This is a genomic window from Natrialba sp. INN-245, from assembly GCF_009807105.1.
GTDB lineage: Archaea > Halobacteriota > Halobacteria > Halobacteriales > Natrialbaceae > Natrarchaeobius > Natrarchaeobius swarupiae.
Genome location: NZ_WUBV01000040.1, coordinates 77,770 through 93,856, shown reverse-complemented (window position 1 = coordinate 93,856; position 16,087 = coordinate 77,770). Strand labels below are relative to the sequence as shown.

15 protein-coding genes are annotated in these 16,087 nt (G+C 64.2%); 8 read left to right on the top strand and 7 right to left on the bottom strand.

Features of this window, described 5'->3' with window-relative positions:
- Positions 1–415 precede the first annotated feature (415 nt).
- Complete coding sequence (locus tag GRS80_RS20445; RefSeq protein WP_200840388.1) at positions 416–589, top strand: hypothetical protein; 174 nt, start codon at positions 416–418, stop codon at positions 587–589.
- A gap of 215 nt (positions 590–804) precedes the next feature.
- A complete protein-coding gene (psmB, locus tag GRS80_RS13080) occupies positions 805–1,536 on the top strand; it encodes an archaeal proteasome endopeptidase complex subunit beta (RefSeq protein WP_160047948.1) in 732 nt (243 codons plus the stop codon).
- A gap of 173 nt (positions 1,537–1,709) precedes the next feature.
- Here psmB and GRS80_RS13075 read toward each other — a convergent pair whose 3' ends face one another.
- A complete protein-coding gene (locus GRS80_RS13075; RefSeq protein ID WP_160047947.1) occupies positions 1,710–2,819 on the bottom strand; it encodes a Gfo/Idh/MocA family oxidoreductase in 1,110 nt (369 codons plus the stop codon).
- A gap of 269 nt (positions 2,820–3,088) precedes the next feature.
- On the opposite strand from GRS80_RS13075, the gene GRS80_RS13070 reads away from it, so the two are divergent.
- The gene (locus tag GRS80_RS13070) at positions 3,089–3,784 is read left to right on the top strand and encodes a ThuA domain-containing protein (RefSeq protein WP_160047946.1); all 696 of its coding nucleotides are present in this window, start codon (positions 3,089–3,091) and stop codon (positions 3,782–3,784) included.
- A gap of 24 nt (positions 3,785–3,808) precedes the next feature.
- On the opposite strand, the gene GRS80_RS13065 is transcribed toward GRS80_RS13070, so the two are convergent.
- The 6 genes from GRS80_RS13065 to GRS80_RS13040 form a co-directional block, all read right to left on the bottom strand.
- On the bottom strand, positions 3,809–5,095 hold the full coding sequence (locus GRS80_RS13065) for a TIGR00341 family protein (protein ID WP_160047945.1): 1,287 nt from the start codon (positions 5,093–5,095) through the stop codon (positions 3,809–3,811).
- Positions 5,096–5,188: 93 nt separating this feature from the next.
- Positions 5,189–6,040 carry a translation initiation factor eIF-2B gene (locus GRS80_RS13060; protein WP_160047944.1) on the bottom strand — a complete coding sequence of 284 codons (852 nt, stop codon included), beginning with the start codon at positions 6,038–6,040 and terminating at the stop codon, positions 5,189–5,191.
- A gap of 77 nt (positions 6,041–6,117) precedes the next feature.
- Positions 6,118–6,810, bottom strand: a complete 693-nt coding sequence (locus GRS80_RS13055; RefSeq protein ID WP_160047943.1) for a polysaccharide deacetylase family protein — start codon at positions 6,808–6,810, stop codon at positions 6,118–6,120.
- 304 nt (positions 6,811–7,114) lie between these two features.
- The gene (locus tag GRS80_RS13050) at positions 7,115–8,371 is read right to left on the bottom strand and encodes an RNA-guided endonuclease TnpB family protein (RefSeq protein ID WP_160047942.1); all 1,257 of its coding nucleotides are present in this window, start codon (positions 8,369–8,371) and stop codon (positions 7,115–7,117) included.
- Positions 8,372–8,804: 433 nt separating this feature from the next.
- On the bottom strand, positions 8,805–9,872 hold the full coding sequence (locus GRS80_RS13045; protein WP_160047941.1) for a methionine synthase: 1,068 nt from the start codon (positions 9,870–9,872) through the stop codon (positions 8,805–8,807).
- Complete coding sequence (locus GRS80_RS13040) at positions 9,869–10,855, bottom strand: 5-methyltetrahydropteroyltriglutamate--homocysteine methyltransferase (protein ID WP_160047940.1); 987 nt, start codon at positions 10,853–10,855, stop codon at positions 9,869–9,871. Before GRS80_RS13040 ends, GRS80_RS13045 begins: the two co-directional genes overlap by 4 nt.
- A gap of 360 nt (positions 10,856–11,215) precedes the next feature.
- Here GRS80_RS13040 and GRS80_RS13035 point away from each other — a divergent pair, with 360 nt between their 5' ends.
- The 5 genes from GRS80_RS13035 to GRS80_RS13020 all read left to right on the top strand — a co-directional run bounded on the left by GRS80_RS13035 (position 11,216) and on the right by GRS80_RS13020 (position 15,976).
- Entirely contained in the window at positions 11,216–11,539 is a 324-nt protein-coding gene (locus GRS80_RS13035; protein WP_160047939.1) for a hypothetical protein, read from the top strand.
- Between the two features lie 11 nt (positions 11,540–11,550).
- Positions 11,551–11,685 (top strand): hypothetical protein, encoded by a 135-nt coding sequence (locus GRS80_RS20975; protein ID WP_255455284.1) that lies wholly within the window; start codon positions 11,551–11,553, stop codon positions 11,683–11,685.
- A 91-nt stretch (positions 11,686–11,776) separates the two neighbouring features.
- The gene (locus GRS80_RS13030; RefSeq protein WP_160047938.1) at positions 11,777–12,850 is read left to right on the top strand and encodes an Mrp/NBP35 family ATP-binding protein; all 1,074 of its coding nucleotides are present in this window, start codon (positions 11,777–11,779) and stop codon (positions 12,848–12,850) included.
- A 60-nt stretch (positions 12,851–12,910) separates the two neighbouring features.
- The gene (locus GRS80_RS13025; protein WP_160047937.1) at positions 12,911–14,071 is read left to right on the top strand and encodes a hypothetical protein; all 1,161 of its coding nucleotides are present in this window, start codon (positions 12,911–12,913) and stop codon (positions 14,069–14,071) included.
- Between the two features lie 144 nt (positions 14,072–14,215).
- Positions 14,216–15,976: a YcaO-like family protein gene (locus tag GRS80_RS13020; RefSeq protein WP_160047936.1), complete on the top strand. Its 1,761-nt coding sequence runs from the start codon at positions 14,216–14,218 to the stop codon at positions 15,974–15,976.
- The last annotated feature ends 111 nt before the right edge of the window (positions 15,977–16,087 follow it).

The following is a 16,087-nucleotide window of genomic DNA, read 5'->3' as shown; positions in this document are numbered from 1 at the left end:
TCGAAACAGGAAGCCTCGGGGTCGTTCGGAAGACAAAGTCTTCCGTGATGACGAGAGACGAAGTCTCTCGAACCACTTGACCCCGAGGCGATTCACCGAGACGGATTCGATAGTAGTCACTGCAATCACTTGCATAGTTACTACCACGTGTGGGCCGAAACGGGCTGACAGGCGTCCACACGGCGCATTCGGCGCGCACGTGAGTCGAATAATGGCGATAAGTTACGAGAATTGTGCCGGTCGATTCTTCCCTGCTTAGTCGGATCTCCACTCGAGTGCGCCTCTGGTTTCTCCCGACGAAAGCTCAGTTGAATCGCATGACTCCGGCGACCTGAAAGACTATTAATAACCATTATAGTCTCCACGATTCAAGAAAACTTATATACTCCCTGCGTCTGAGCACGGCTGAACGCTGATGATATCCCGCGTGTACCGCGCGACGCTGTTCGCACTGTACCAACTGTGTATTGTGATCGGAATCGTCGCAATGCCGTTCGCAATCGCCACCCGACAGGCCGGGCTCTCCCTGCCAATCCACCGTCTGCTCTCGAACGTCGAACAGGCGTACGAGACCGCCCACGCTCAATGACGTAACACACGCCAGTTCGAACGGTCTGCGATCCGTCGTTCCGGGTGGGACCACAGAGCGGTCGCGGCCACACCGGGAGATCGGGACAGCAATCCGCATGACATCTGTCGGCGGACAGCGGCGATCGGACCACCGGCGGTCGGACACCACCTAAAGCGGAAACGACGGAGGTGAACGCCGCTCTTTTATACCGTGCCGGTCGTAAAGGTCTGTCAATGCGAACACCGACTCACGACTCCGAGTTTTCCCGAACGGTCGATCAGTTGGCTAGCGATCCAAACCCCTACGAGCCGGAAGTTGGATCCCTGCCGCGCAACGACGTTACACGCGCTGACCTGGACAACGTGAACAAAACGGGAACGACGACGATCGGCATCACGACCACCGATGGCGTCGTCATCGCGACGGACATGCGCGCCAGCCTCGGCGGCCGGTTCGTCTCCAATAAGAACGTCCAGAAGGTCGAACAGATCCACCCCACCGCTGCACTCACGATGGTCGGCAGCGTCGGCGGCGCTCAGTCGTTCATCGCGAGTCTGCGCGCAGAGGTCAACCTCTTCGGAGCGCGACGCGGCGAGGACATGAGCATCGACGCGCTCGCGACGCTCGCGGGGAACTTCGCTCGCGGCGGGCCGTTCTTCGCGATCCACCCGATCCTCGGTGGCGTCGACGACGAGGGCAGTCACGTCTACAGTATCGATCCGGCCGGCGGCGTCATGGAAGACGACTACACCGTCACCGGAAGCGGAATGCAACTCGCCTACGGCCACCTGGAACAGGCCTACGAGGACGACCTCTCGAACGACGAGGCAACGACGATCGCCGCCCGCGGCATCAAATCCGCCGCCGAGCGTGATACCGGCTCCGGAAACGGCGTTTTCCTCTGTGAGATCACCGACGAGGGTGTCGACATCCACGGCCACCACGACTTCGACGACGTGGTCTAACGGGTCAGCCGCCTCGGCCGACGGATCGACGATCCGCTTTTCCGATCTCTCCTCGAGCGAGTGCATGCTCCGTTCACACTCGAGAGCATTGGATACGTCGGACCGTCGACCTCGAGACGCGATTTACGACACCGTCGCTCGAAACCGGTTGTCCGGCCGAAGACAGTGGCAGATCAGTCGGCTCGCGGGGTGCACTCGAGTTCAGCCGTCGAGACGGGTTCGGCCCGGCCGGACTCGCTCGAGCGGTAGATGGCATCGATCACCCGCTGGACGAGAAGCGCTTCGTCGATCGTGTTAGCCAGGGGCTCACCGCCGCTTGCGATCGTCGTGAGAAACTGCTCGTCCTGTTTGGCGTAGCCGGTCATCGAGGGGTCACCGGTCAAGTTCACGTCCGAGTAGTGATCACAGCCGGTCGTCCCCGCTTCGAGGATGGTCAGCTCGGTCTCGCCGATATCGAACTGCGCGCCCGCCTGCGTTCCGCGGACGCGAAAGTCCATGCTCTCCTCTCGATTGGTCGCCCACGCCGCCTCGAGGGAGATCGTGCGTCCGCCCTCACAGCGGATGAACGCGGTCACCGAGTCGTCGACCTCGTACGTGTCGGCCTCGGCGTTCCAGTTGTCGCCGAACCCGTCCGGATCGGCGTACTCCTCGCGGGTGCCGAACGTGGTTCTGGTGACTCCCGACACCTCGGCGATCTCCGGGAAATCGAGCGTATAGAGTGCGAGGTCGAGTGCGTGAACGCCGATGTCGAGTAACGCGCCACCGCCAGCGAGATCTCGGTCGGTAAACCACGAGCCAGGCCCGGGAACGCCGCGTCGCCGGACATAGTTCGCCTCGACGTGCGTGAGATCTCCGAAGCGACCGCGAGAATTGTACTCCTCGAACATGGCCATCGACGCGGCGTGGCGGTTGTGAAATCCGACCATACAGATTCCCTCCGCGTGTCTCGCCGCGTCGGCGATCCGCTCTGCGCTCTCGAGCGTATGTGCCAGTGGCTTCTCGACGAGGACGTGATGGCCGGCCTCGAGTGCGGCGACGGCGATCGGTTCGTGAAACCGATTCGGCGTCGCGATGACTACCGCGTCGACCGCGTCGTCGACGACGAGTCCCTCGTGGGTCTCGTAGGTCGTCGCGTCGAACGTCTCGGCGAACCGGCGACGCTGTGCGTCGACGAGATCCGCGCCGGCAACGATATCCGCACCGAGATCCTCGAGGCTCCGGGCGTGGAGGGTCCCCATCCCGCCGAGCCCGACGATGCCAACCCCGATCTCCGCACCGATCATGTGTAAACACCTGATTTATCGACGATGAGGGAGAGCAGGCGGTGAGAAAGATGCCGTTTCGCGGTCAGTTGCACGTGAGCCCGGTGGTCCATGTGAGTACCCGGTTCGCGACCAAAATAAGGGTTGTGACTGATAAATCGGTTATGGGTGGAAGATTCTCAGGTAAAATGATATATTTCGGGTGAATGTCCACCATTTGGCGCGTAGAGCGGATTGGTGGTCAGCTCGTCTATCGACCCAGCTAAGAGGCTGGCCGATGGACGACGCGTATGGTACGCGTCACGATCTGGAACGAGTACCGACACGAGCGCGAGGACGACGAGGTCGCGGCGGTCTACCCCGACGGAATCCACGCTACGCTCGCCTGCGTGTTCGAGGGCGACCACGAGGTCGAAACAGCGACGCTCGACGAACCAGAGCACGGGCTCACCGAGGAGGTCCTCGAGCGAACGGACGTGTTGCTGTGGTGGGGCCACGAGGCCCACGACGAGGTCGACGACGAGATCGTCGACCGCGTCCAGGAGCGCGTCCTCAAGGGAATGGGGCTCCTCGTCCTTCACTCGGCGCACTTCTCGAAGATCTTCAAGCGGCTCATGGGAACCACCTGTAATCTGCAGTGGCGCGAAGACGGCGGGACCGAACGGCTGTGGGTCGTCGATCCCGGCCACCCGATCGCCGACGGGCTCGACGAATCGATCGAACTCCCCGAAACGGAGATGTACGGCGAACCGTTCGACGTCCCCGAGCCGGACCGACTGGTGTTTACGAGCTGGTTCGAGGGCGGCGAGGTGTTCCGCAGCGGCTGCTGTTACCGGCGCGGGAACGGCCGGATATTCTACTTCCGGCCGGGTCACGAGACGTTCCCGATATACGAGAACGACGAGATTCAGCGGGTGCTTCGCAACGCCGTCGAGTGGGCGACGCCGACGGAGGGCGCGCCACGAACGTTCGGCCACCGCAAGTAGCCGACTGAATCCACCCTCGACGAATCAACCGCTACGCCGAGTATCGACCAGTTCTACGGTGACCTGTAGGTCGGTTCCGGTCGCTTCCTCGAGTCGTTCTCTGACCCGATCCGCGAAGTCGTCGGGTTCCCTCTCGCCGGGCGGCCGTTCGACCAGGACGGTCACGACCGGCCGATTGTCCGCGTAGACGTCGACGAGTTCGTACTGGACGTCCTGTTCGCGAAACTCGAGATCCGCGAACACGGGGTCGTCGCTCATAGTCGCGAGTTCGGTCTGGACGTCGTGTTCGACCGCGGCGGTCTGGTAGGTGCCGTAGGTGACGCCGCCGAGGACGAGCGAGAGGACGGCGATGGCGACCACCAGCACGGCGACTCGAGAGCGAATGCGACCGTAGACGCGGTCGACGTTCGCGCCGCGGTGTGGGCGGTATCCCGAGATCCACAGCAGGATCAACGCGGTGAGGTTGATCGAGAGCATGTTGACGAGGACGAGCGTCCCCGCGGTGACGATCATCGTCGGGTGTGCCCAAGCGATGCCGAGGCCAACCGTCGCGGCCGGCGGAACGAGCGCGACCGCGATCGCGACGCCGACGAGGACGGAGCCGACGTTCCGGACGAGGCTCACGACGCCGGCGATCCCTGATCCGAGGGCGAGAAATACTGCGAGGAGATCCGGCGTGATCCGCTCTCTGACCTGTGGAACCGTCGTGACGTCGAACCCTGGCGGGAGCAACACGGTCCCGCGGAGGAGCCAGCCGATCAGGGCGGCCGTCGCGATCGACGCCAGGAGGCCGAAGACCTGCAAGACGACTCCGCGGGTCGCCAGTTCGTCGTCGTCGACGACGACGCCGACGCTGGCCGCAAGTGCCGGTCCCATAAGCGGTGCGACGACCATCGCACCGATGATCGTCGCCGCCGAGTCGAGCAGCAATCCGGCGGTCGCGATCGCCGTACTCACCACCAGCAATACGAAGTACGTCGACGCCGCCGGCGCAAGATCCGCCGCTCGAGCGCTCAGCTCCTCTCGCGAGATTCTCGTCCCGACGAACTCGTCGACCAGTTCCTCCGTCCGGCTCGAGACGATCGTCTCCGCCGCGGTCACGACGGTGTAGGAATCCTCGTCGAAACCCGCGTCTCGAAGCGCCGAGAGCAGCGGTTCGACGGCGGCCGGCGGGACCGGCATCGAGACGACCGCCTCGAACTCTCCGCGACTGGTCTCCTCGGAGACAGCGTAGTCGACGCCGATCTCGTCTGCCGTCTCGAGGACGAGGTCGAGATCCCCCTCCGGAACGAACACCTGCACGAGGCGCATACCCACCGTACACCGGTTAACGGCTAATGGTCTCGCCACGGCTTGAAGACAGTCACGTCTCCGAACAAACGCGGGAACGTCCCAGTATCGGGTTCAGAACTCCCGGCGGCCCTCGTCGGTGATTACGCTCTCGAGCAACGACGCCGGCGTCGCGTCGTAGGCGGGGTTCTCCACGTCGAACCCCTCGGCGGGTTCGGGCATGACCTCGACGCTCGAGCGGAAGTCGTTCTCGAAGACGAACCCTTCGGAGACGATCTTCGCCGCCGATCCGAGGACGGTGACGGGGACGTCGAGTTGGGCCGCCGTCGCGGCGATCGGGAAGGTCCCGACCCGGTTGTACAGCGTCTCGTCGACGATGCAGTCCATCCCCACGACGACACGGTCACACTCCTCGAGGGCGAAGCCGTTGGCGCTATCCGTGATCAGCGTCGCCTCGACGCCGTCCATCGTCGCGAGCGTCCGGGCCGTCTTGCGTCCGATGTACCGCGGTCTGGCCTCCGTCACGTAGACGTTGAATGACTTTCCGGCGTCGGTCGCCCGGTCGAGCGCCTCGATCACCGTCGAGGAGTAGTCGTGGGTCAGAAGCGTCGCGCCGTCTTCGAGGTGAGCCACGGCGTTTTCGGCGGCCCGGTCTTTCGCCGATTCGATCCGGGAGACGACGGCGTCGATCCGCTCTCTGGTCAGTTCCTTCGCCTCCGCGACGCTCTCGAGGTCGGCGTCCGTGACGTCCTCGACGACGCCCCTGACGGCGTTCTGGAGCGACGCGTGGGAGGGGTTCGCCCGCCGGAGTACCGAGCCGTTGCGCTCGAGCGCGCGGACGTACTCCTCGACGGTGGCGAACTCCCGTTCGGTCAACTCCTCGAGTGCTCGGGTCGCCCGAACGGCGACCACCGAGGAGCTGTGGGTCTGCATCTCCTGGATCTCCTCGACCGTCTCGTCGATCATACGACAAAGGATTTCGGTGAACGGGAAAGGTGTTCCGGGTGCTCACCGGATCGACGCCGCCGACCGAACGCCTCCGCTCACGGGAGCAATGAGAGCGGGGCGCCGAACTCGACGCCGCGTTCCTCGAGCAGGCCGACGAGTTCCGCGAACAGGTCGGATGCGGTGCCCGCGTCGTGAAAGAGGACGATATCGGGTGAGGGGGAAGCGAGCCGGTTCGCAGCCGACTCGATCCGCTCCCGGAGTTCGGCCCGCGACTCGAGCGACCAGTCCTCGAGGTCGTCAGTCCAGAACCAGTCGCGGTCGCCGGTGTGGCAGTCGCGGTACCACTCGTAGTCGATCCGCTCCGGATCGGGTGGGACGAACCCCGCCGACTCGAGAATCCGCTGGAACTCCTCGGCGTTCTCGTCACCTTTGTCACCGTAGGGAAACCGGAACAGCTTCGCGGGGCGGTCGACTCCCGCCTGCTCGTACACCTCGTCGATCAACGCGTCGGTTCGCTCGAGTTCCGACCGAAACGTCTCGGGCGAGCACTCGGAGGCGTGCTGGTGGGAGTAGCCGTGGTTTCCGAGGTGGTAGCCGCCCTCGATGGCGCGACGAGCCTGTTCCGGATAGTCGGCCAACCGGCGTCCCTCACAGAAGAAGAGTGCGGGAACCTCGGCTGACTCGAGAATCTCGAGTTTTGCGGGTAGCTCCGGCGAGGGTGCGTCGTCGACGGTGAGATACGCGGTCGGCACGGTCTTCGTGGCCGGAGCGACGAACCGTCGTTTCAAAAACGTTGTCCCCGCTCGACTCGAGGGCGTACCGACCCCACGTCGAAGGGAACAGCGATCGACATACGATCCGCAACGATCGGTCACGACGTCGCGTAAACTCTCTCGGCCACTTGGCGTGCTGGCGAGGCGGTCGAGCGACGGCGAGGCCGTCTCGCTGACTCGCGAGGGATGAGCGAACGGAGTGAGTGAATCGGTTGGGGAGGGTGTGGATCGGGTGGGAGTAAACTACCCCACCCTACTTCGCTCACCACATACGTGGTTCGCTCGTTGAGGGTGGGGCTTTGATGTGGACTCCCGGCGATCAACTGTCGGCGGTTGGCCGATAGCCGTCGTCGTTCAACGTCCCACCATTTATACGCACGTCTACTGGTGCGTCTGCGCTCCCCGACGTGGGCGAGGAACGCAGTCTGTGTTGTCGCTTCCGCATATACCGCAGGCCGACGTTTTTCGCGCCGTTGTAGTCAGCGTTGATCTCGTACCCGCATTTGAGGCACTGGAACTGCTCGCCGTCGCGGTTATCCTTGTGAGTGAAGCCACAGTCAGTGTGTGAACACCGCTGGCTCGTGTGATCTGGCTCGACCTGTTCAACCGCGACACCGCAGTCCGGCGCTTTGTACTCAACGTACTCGACAAGACGACGGAACGCCCAGATGTGATGCCAGTCAGCGTGAGGCAGTCGCTCACGGATATCGGTCAAGTCCTCGAACACGATCACGTCGCACTCGTGGTCAACTGCTTCGTCAACGATCTCGTTGGCGACTGTGTGGATATACTGTTTGCGCCATGCTCGTTCTCGCTTTCCAAGCCGAAGCAAGGCGTTGTGAGCGGCTTGTGTCCCACGCTGTTGCATCTCTGCTCGGCGTTTTTCAAACTCCTGTATCCAGTGGTCGTACTCCTCACCACTCCAGAACGTGCCTGTTGACGCGACGGCAAGGCTATTCACGCCGAGGTCGATCCCGAGGACTGTCTGGTGACCGGTATCGTCCGAACCCTCAATTTCAACAGCTTCACCGTCTGTGCCTATCTTCCGTGTTTTAACGTGGAAGTAGAACTCGTCGGTGGCTTGGTCGTACTGGAGTGTACTCGTCCGAAACTCGTAGTCATCCGCAAGGACGTACTCCTCGTATGGTGTTGGACTGTCTGCTGGGAGTTCAAAATCACACTCGATGCGTCCGTTCACCGTCGAGAGTGAGATTTTGTTGCGGTAGAATGTCGCGCTCCGCTTGTCGTAGACCATACTCCAAGAGGTAAACTCTGGCTTGTTCGTCCGTTTGCCTTTCTTCCAGCGGTCAACACCACTATCGACGGCGTGAACGGCACGCCGGATGGCTTCTTGGACGAGATTCGCTGTCAGGTCAGTTTTCTCGCGGAGTCGGTCATACAAAGCATCTCTGGCTTTCACGTTCGAGGTGACGCAGTCTTCGTAGTCGGTGTTGTCCCAGCAGTAGTCACTGGCCTCGTTCGCGCAGTAGAGGAACTGGTCAGCAGTTTCGTGGAGGTCGTCGTGATACTCGTCGGGAACAACGAGTTTGACCGGCGCAGTTCGTCTGACCTCCATGTTTCAGATGTGGTTTCAACGGAACTTAATCATTGGGGAGTCGGTCGGCTACTGTCTTGTGGTTTGCGTCACTCTGTGTCGGCTTCCTCCCCGGCCTACTCACTTCGTGCTTCCGACCAGTCGGAAGCCCTCGCTCCTTGAGGCCGGGGGCTCCGCCTCGAAACTGCTGAAAGGGGCCGGGCGGTCGATCCGTCCCCGACGCCGCAAGCACGTGAGCGAAGCGAGCGCGCACAGCACGTCGCGGACGGTCGAGCGACTCGGGGGCTTTCTCCGCCTTCTCTCTCGTACGTGTACACCCAGCAGAGACAGAGCCCACAGCCGATACCGACGGAACCACAGCCGATACCGACGGAACCACAGCCGATACCGACGGAACCACAGCCGATCCGAGAGCCGGCCGACGAACGGCGACCGATCAGTCGGCCACGACCACTCAGTCGGCCGCCCTCGAGGCCGTCGCCGTCGATTCGATCGTGCCGTCGTCGAGTTCGGCTTCGATCTCCCGTGCGGCCTGTACCATGTTCTGGAGTTTGGCGTAGGCGACCTCGCGCGGGAGGAGTTTGATCCCGCAGTCGGGGCTGATCGTCAGCCGTTCGGGCGGGACGACCTCGAGAGCACGGCGGATGTTGGCTTTGATCTCCGCGACCGACTCGGCTTCGGCCGTGTGGACGTCGACGGCTCCGAAGCCGAGGTTCTTCGTGAACGTCGGCTCCCGGAACACCTCGAGTTGGTCGTAGTCGCCGTTGTTGAGTTCGAGGTCGAACTCGTCGACGGGGAACTCGAGGATCTCGGGGTAGATCCGGGAGTAGTCGCCGTAACAGACGTGGAGGCCGACGTAGACGTCCTCGGGGAGGCCGTCGACGATGCGCTCTAAACACTCGCCGACGATGGCGTGGTCCTCGGGGGTCGTCGCGAGCGCCGCCTCGTCGATCTGGATGTAGCGCGCGCCGGCATCGACCAGCTGTTCGATTTCGTCGTTGACCAGGTCCGCGAGGGCGATAGCGAGTGCCGCGTCGTCCTCGTAGGCCTCGTTGAACGACCAGCTCGCGAGGGTATAGGGGCCGGTGATCGGAACTTTCACCGGGTGCGTGGCGACGCTGCTGGTGAACTCGTACTCGTCGACCAGCCACGAGTCGCCGTACTCGACTTCGCGGTAGACGCTCGGTTTGTCGAAGTAGTTGTGCCCCCAGACCTTGACGCGGCCGTTTCGCTCGTAGCCGTCGATCCGGTCGGCGAAGTATTCGACCATCTCGGTGCGGCGCATTTCGCCGTCCGTGACGGCGTCGATCCCCGCACGTTCGTGTTCGTCGACGATCACGCGGGACGCGTCGTCTTTGGCTTTCTCCCACGCCCCCCGGTCGAGATCGCCATCCGGGTCCTCGAACAGCTCCCGCGCCCGGTCGTGCCACTTCGGCTTCGGATACGAGCCGACGACGGTCGTCAGCAGGAAGTGCTCGTTCGGGTGATCGTCGGGCCGAAACTGCTCGCGAGGGCCGGTCATACGCTGGCCACCTCAGGTTCGGTCGCCCGCCCAAGCGCCTCGAGTTTCGCCTCGAATCGGTTCGTCGGGAGGTAGAACAGCCCCGTGTTCGCGGTGACGCACACCGTCTCGAGGTCGCCGGCCGCCTCGACGAAGCCGTCGACGGTCGCCCGGATCTCCTCGGCCGACTCGACGCGGGTGTTCTGGCCGTCGACGACGCCGAGCGCGACGGAGTCGGGCGTTCCGTGCTCCGAAACGAGCGACCGCGCCGACTCCTCGGCAGTGACCAGGTCGAAGCCGACCGCATCGACGTCGGCGTCCAGCACCGTTGCGTACAGGTCCGCCTCGAGCGTCCCCCAATAGGTGTGGACGACGACCGGTGCGTCGACGGCGTCGGCGACCGTCTCGAGTGCCTCGCGGACTCGAGTCGGGTCGTCCGGGTTGGTGACGCCGAGCGACGGCTCGAGGAGGATCAGCGCCTCGACGTCGGGAAACGCGTTCGCCTCGCCGGCGAGGAGTTCCCCGAGCGCCGCGAGGAACTCGGCGTCGTCGCCGTAGTGGTCGTCGGTCGCCAGTTTTGCGAGGGAGTACGGACCCGGTAGCACCGCCTGGAGCGTCCCGTCGGCGAACGCGGCCGCCGCCTCGAGTTCGGCGGCGACGTCGCCACTCGGCTCGAGGTCGTCGACGACGACCGGCTCTCGGTAGAAGTTGTTGTTGTCGTAGTATCGCACGATCCCAGCGGTCTCGACGTTCTCGTTCACCGAGAGCACGTGCGTCAACATGTCGTCCCAGCGGTACTGCCCTTCGACCAGTAGATCGACGCCGGCCGCGCGCTGAGTCGACAGGATCTCGGCTCGAGCGCGGTCGTAGACCGCCTCGATCTCCTCGGTCTCGCCACCGGAGACCATGTCCGCTTTCTGGTGTCCTTTCAGATCGGTCAGTTCCTCCTTGGCCCAGTCCGGGAGCGGGAACAGCCCCGGGACCGTGGCGATGTGTTCGACCATACGTGTTGACTATGTTTCATAACTTGTATTAATCTAGTGCACATAGGAAATACTTGTGGGTAATTTCAAGACCGTCCCTCTCTTCTCCTAAACTCGAGTGCCCCACGATTTCCGTCCGCTCGAACACGCGAAGGATCGTCTCGCCGCCACCGGAGTCGACGAGGAGATACGAGCGCGTCTCGACTAGGTGAATCGGAGCAGCGCTGATTCGTTGTCCTGCGTCGGATTCGCGTGCTGGAAGGAGATGCGCATATTCTTTATCCAGGTAATTTTCCCACATATTAATGGCGCATAATAGTGCCCCAGGTCGGCTGGTCGAGCGACCACACCCTTACGTCCACGAGTCGCCTACACTGCTCGATGACCGTCACTGTCAGGTACACGTGCCCTCACTGCGATGCGGTCACGAGCGTCGAGCGCGCGCCCGACCTCGCGGACCGATCGGTCACGATGGCCGCTCAGCCCGGATGGGAGTACGCCGAACCGGACGACGACGACCTCGAGTCGGCCGACGGAATCGCCTTTATCTGCGGCGAAGACGGCCCCGTCACCGACCTCGAGGGGGAGCCGATCGAGAGCTGTGGGCGGCCCTTCTATCTGAATTTCGTCCGCTACGAGCGGGGGGTCGAACTCGAGCCTGATCCGCCGACCTACGGCGGGCCGCGGTTCGACTTCGACGCGTAGCGACACTCGAGGTGCCCGCGCGGAACGCCAGGGACCTCGAGAACGGTGCCGTCCTCGTCCGCCAGGGAGACCTGGCGCAGTTTCTCGACTGTGACGTCGAGACTGGTCCCGAGTCGCCGGCGGACGACTACCTCTTCGAGCGCTGAGACGGACTGGCGTGACTGTTCCCCAGAACATCCGGAAATCGGATCCCGAATCGAACACAACCCTTTTCGACGCCCAGAGGCACCTACCGACATGGACGAAGCCGCCGTTCGCGACCGCCTCCGGACGGTCGAGGATCCGGAACTCGGCGACGATATCGTTTCGCTCGGACTCGTCAACGAGATCACCGTCGAGGGCGAGGAGGTCGCGATCGACCTCGCGCTCGGTGCGCCGTACTCCCCGTCTGAAACCACTCTCGCGGGCGACATTCGGGAGATTCTCGTCGACGAGGGGCTCGAGCCCGACCTCTCGGCGAGCATCCCCGATCGTGACGACGTCACGAACGACGAACAGGTGCTTCCGAACGTCAAAAACGTGATCGCCGTCGCCTCCGGCAAAGGCGGCGTCGGCAAGTCGACCGTCGCGGTCAACCTCGCGGCTGGCCTCTCTCGGCTGGGTGCGCGCGTCGGCCTCTTCGACGCGGACGTCTACGGGCCAAACGTCCCGCGGATGGTCGACGCCGACGAGCCGCCGATGGCGACCGAAGAGGAGACCCTGGTCCCGCCCGAGAAGTACGGCGTGAAGCTGATGAGCATGGCCTTCCTGACCGGCGAGGACGACCCCGTCATCTGGCGCGGCCCGATGGTCCACAAGGTCATCACCCAGCTCACCGAGGACGTCGAGTGGGGCCACCTCGATTACCTCGTGATCGACCTCCCGCCTGGTACCGGGGACACCCAGCTGACGATGCTCCAGACGATGCCCGTCACGGGCGCTGTGATCGTGACGACGCCCCAGGACGTCGCGCTCGACGATGCCCGCAAGGGCCTCGAGATGTTCGCCAAACACGAGACGGTCGTCCTCGGCATCGCCGAGAACATGTCGACGTTCGCCTGCCCGGACTGTGGCAGCGAACACGATATCTTCGGCTCCGGCGGCGGGAAGGAGTTCGCCGAGACCCACGAGATGCCGTTTCTCGGCTCGATCCCGCTCGATCCGGCCGTCCGCGAGGGCGGCGACGGTGGGACGCCGACCGTCCTCGAGGACGGCGACACGGGTGATGCGTTCCGGACGATCACCGAGAACGTCGCGAACAACACCGGGATCGTCCACCGGCGGGGGGTCTCGAGCGGTCGGGCGAGCGAGACACCGTCTCCGGATCAGTAAGGAAAAACGCGACTTTTACCTTCCTGAAGGCATTTATCCGTTCTGTCTGTACTCGTTCGTATGGAACGATTTAGCCGACGCGACGCCATTCTGGCTACCGCCACTGTCGGCGTCGGTACGTCCGCGTTCGCGGGCTGTCTCGGAGGGCAGATCGGAACCGGTTCGTCGGGCGACGGCGGCGGGTCCCCGGCAGTCGAAACCTTCCAGCTCGGACCCTCGCTCTCACGGCCGCTGTGGGCCTTCGAAGAGGATCAAAACGGGTTCGTCTCCGTCATGGAGTCCGAACGGGAGGCGCTGTGGCCGGTCGACGATCCCGACGAGATCGACGGGATCGAGGAGTGGTTCGCCGACACCGACTTCGAGGAGTCGAGAGTTCTTGTCGTCCAGACAGTCGGCCCGAACACGTGTTACGCCGAGATCGAAGTCGACAACGTCGCCGTCTCGGCCGAGGAGAACGCGAACGACGGGGATGGTGTGATTACTGGAACCGCTCGAGCCGTCGACGTGAGCGAGCCCGACGAGGCGTGTGGAGAGTCGATCACCTACCCGTCGGCGCTCGTCCGCGTCACCGGCGACGACCTTCCGACGGCGGCCGCGTTTTCGATCGTAGACGGCTGGGGGGAAGAAAGCGAGGTCGAGTCGGCCGGCGAATTGGTCGACCCGGATCTGCTTCCGGGAGCCGTTCGCCCCTCGGTGGAACCCGAATCGGTTCCGGATGCCCTCGAGTGCGACGATCCCGACTTCGAACGGCTCTGGAGCGATCGCGGGGCCGTCGCGTGGGGTGAGGTCCGCGACGGGGACGGGACCCCCCTGTTGGCGATGCGGATCGACGGCGCTGGAGTCGGCGGCGAGTCCGAAGACCTCGAGTTCGAGCGCGGGGACGAGTTGGGGGTCTGGATGCGTAACGTCTCGACCGACTACGTGACGACCGGCAACGCGAGCAAGTACGCCCTCGAGCGTCTGACCGAGGAGGGGTGGATCGAGATTCGGGGAACGATCGGCGACGCGACGTTCGGCTACACCGACGAGGGGATCGAACACCCGCCCGGTGAGGGATTCGAGTGGACGCTCGAACTCACCGAGGAGGGCATCCTCGAGGACCACTTCCGCGGTGAGGACCTCGAGATCTGTCCGGATCTCGCCCCAGGCCGTTACCGGTTCGCCTACTGGGGCGCCCCCGGCGATGACCCGCTCGCGGTCGCGTTCGATCTCCTCGAGTGAGACGGATCGCTGTACCGATATATTGGTGCAACCGCTACGTGCCGTTGTTGCATCGGAAATGACAGCAGTCCGTACCAGTCATCCCAGACCGTAGCAGTCGGTCTCGTCGCGGCCTTTTTTGCCCCCGACTGCGAGCGTACGAACATGCAGGTTCACGTCGTCGGCGAGGATCCGGTCTACGAGGCCGTCGTCGCCGCGCTGGGAGACGTCGACGTCTCGGTCATGGACGCCAGTCCGAACGACCTCGCCGACGCGAGGTTCGGCGTCGTTGCCGACGTTGCCGGCTCGAGTACGCTAGAACGAGCAAACGAGGCGGCCTTGTCCGGCCGAACGCCGTGGATCGCCGTGGAGATCGGTGGCGTCGGCGGTCATCCGCTCGAATCGGTAGACGCCGCGGTGTCGGGGTTCGCGCCGGCGACCGGTTGTTTCGACTGCCTCCGCACGCGCGTGGCGTCGCACGATCCGGAGACGACCGAGCGCCCGAGTGCCGATCGTTCGACCGCACGCCTCGCCGGCGCGCTCGCCGGCCGGGAGTGCGTTCGCGTTCTCTCGGGCGACGAGCGATCCGTGATCGGCCACGTCGTCGAACTCCCACACCGACGTCGACGGCTGCTCCCGGTTCCCGGCTGTCGGTGTGCCGACGAGGGCCGCGACCGGACGCTCGAGTACGACGACGACTCGCTCGAGCTAGACGCGGCGGTCGAACGCGTCGAGGCAGCAATCGACGATCGGGTGGGGATCGTCGCGAGCATCGGTGAGGTCGAATCGTTTCCCGCACCGTACTATCTGGCGACGAACGCCGAAACGGAGGGTTTCAGCGACGCGAGCGCGCCGAAACAGGCCGCAGGGGTCGCCGACGACTGGAACGCGGCGTTGATGAAAGCCGTCGGCGAGGGCCTCGAGCGTTACTGCGCTGGCGTCTACCGGGACGACGAGTTCGTCCACGCGAGCGAAACGGATCTCGAGAATCCCGTCTCGCCCACGGAACTCGCCCGCCCGGACGACGCGCCGTCGTACGACCCCACGGTCGAACGCCGCTGGGTCGACGGCGAGAACCTCGCGACCGGCGACCCGGCGCAGTTGCCGGCCGCTGCGGTCCACTTCCCCCAGCCCGGCGAGCGGCTCGTCCCCGCGATCACGACCGGACTCGGCCTCGGTTCGTCGACCGTCGACGCCCTGCTATCGGGGCTGACGGAAGTGATCGAGCGCGATGCTACCATGCTCGCGTGGTACTCGACGTTCGAGCCACTCGGGATCGCAGTCGACGACGAGCGATTCGAGACCCTCGAGCGCCGCGCCGAAAGCGAGGGACTCGAGGTGACACCGCTGCTCGTCACGCAGGACGTCGACGTTCCCGTCGTCTCCGTCGCCGTCCACCGGGATTCGGCGTCGGATCCCGACGACGGAATCGAGATGATAGAGGACGCGTGGCCGACGTTCGCCGCTGGCTCTGCGGCCGACCTCGACGCGACGGCCGCAGCGACGGCCGCACTCGAGGAGGCCCTTCAAAACTGGATGGAACTCCGGAACCTCGGTCCCGACGACGCGGCGGAGGCGTCGGGAGAGATCGGCGAGTACGCCTCGTACCCGGAACCGGCCCGCGAGTTCGTCGACGTCGACCAGACGGTCCCGGCCGAGAGCGTGGGGCCCGCTGACGTTCCGTCGGGAACCGACGCACTCGAGTCGGTCGTCGAACGCCTCGAGGACGTCGGATTGGTTCCATACGCGGCGCGAGTGACGACGCGCGACGTGGAAGCGATCGGGTTCGAGGCGGTTCGCGTCGTCGTCCCCGGCGCGCAACCGCTGTTCACCGGAACACCGTTTTTCGGCGAGCGGGCCCGGACGGTCCCCGACGACCTCGGGTTCGAAGCCCGCCTCGAGCGGCCGTATCATCCCTACCCCTGATTCATACGGACTGATACGGTCTGCTGTAAGTCATTTCCGGTGCGACCGCGACCCGTCCTGCAGTCGCACCGGTAAATCGTTACAGCAAACCGTATGACGGCAAACCGTATC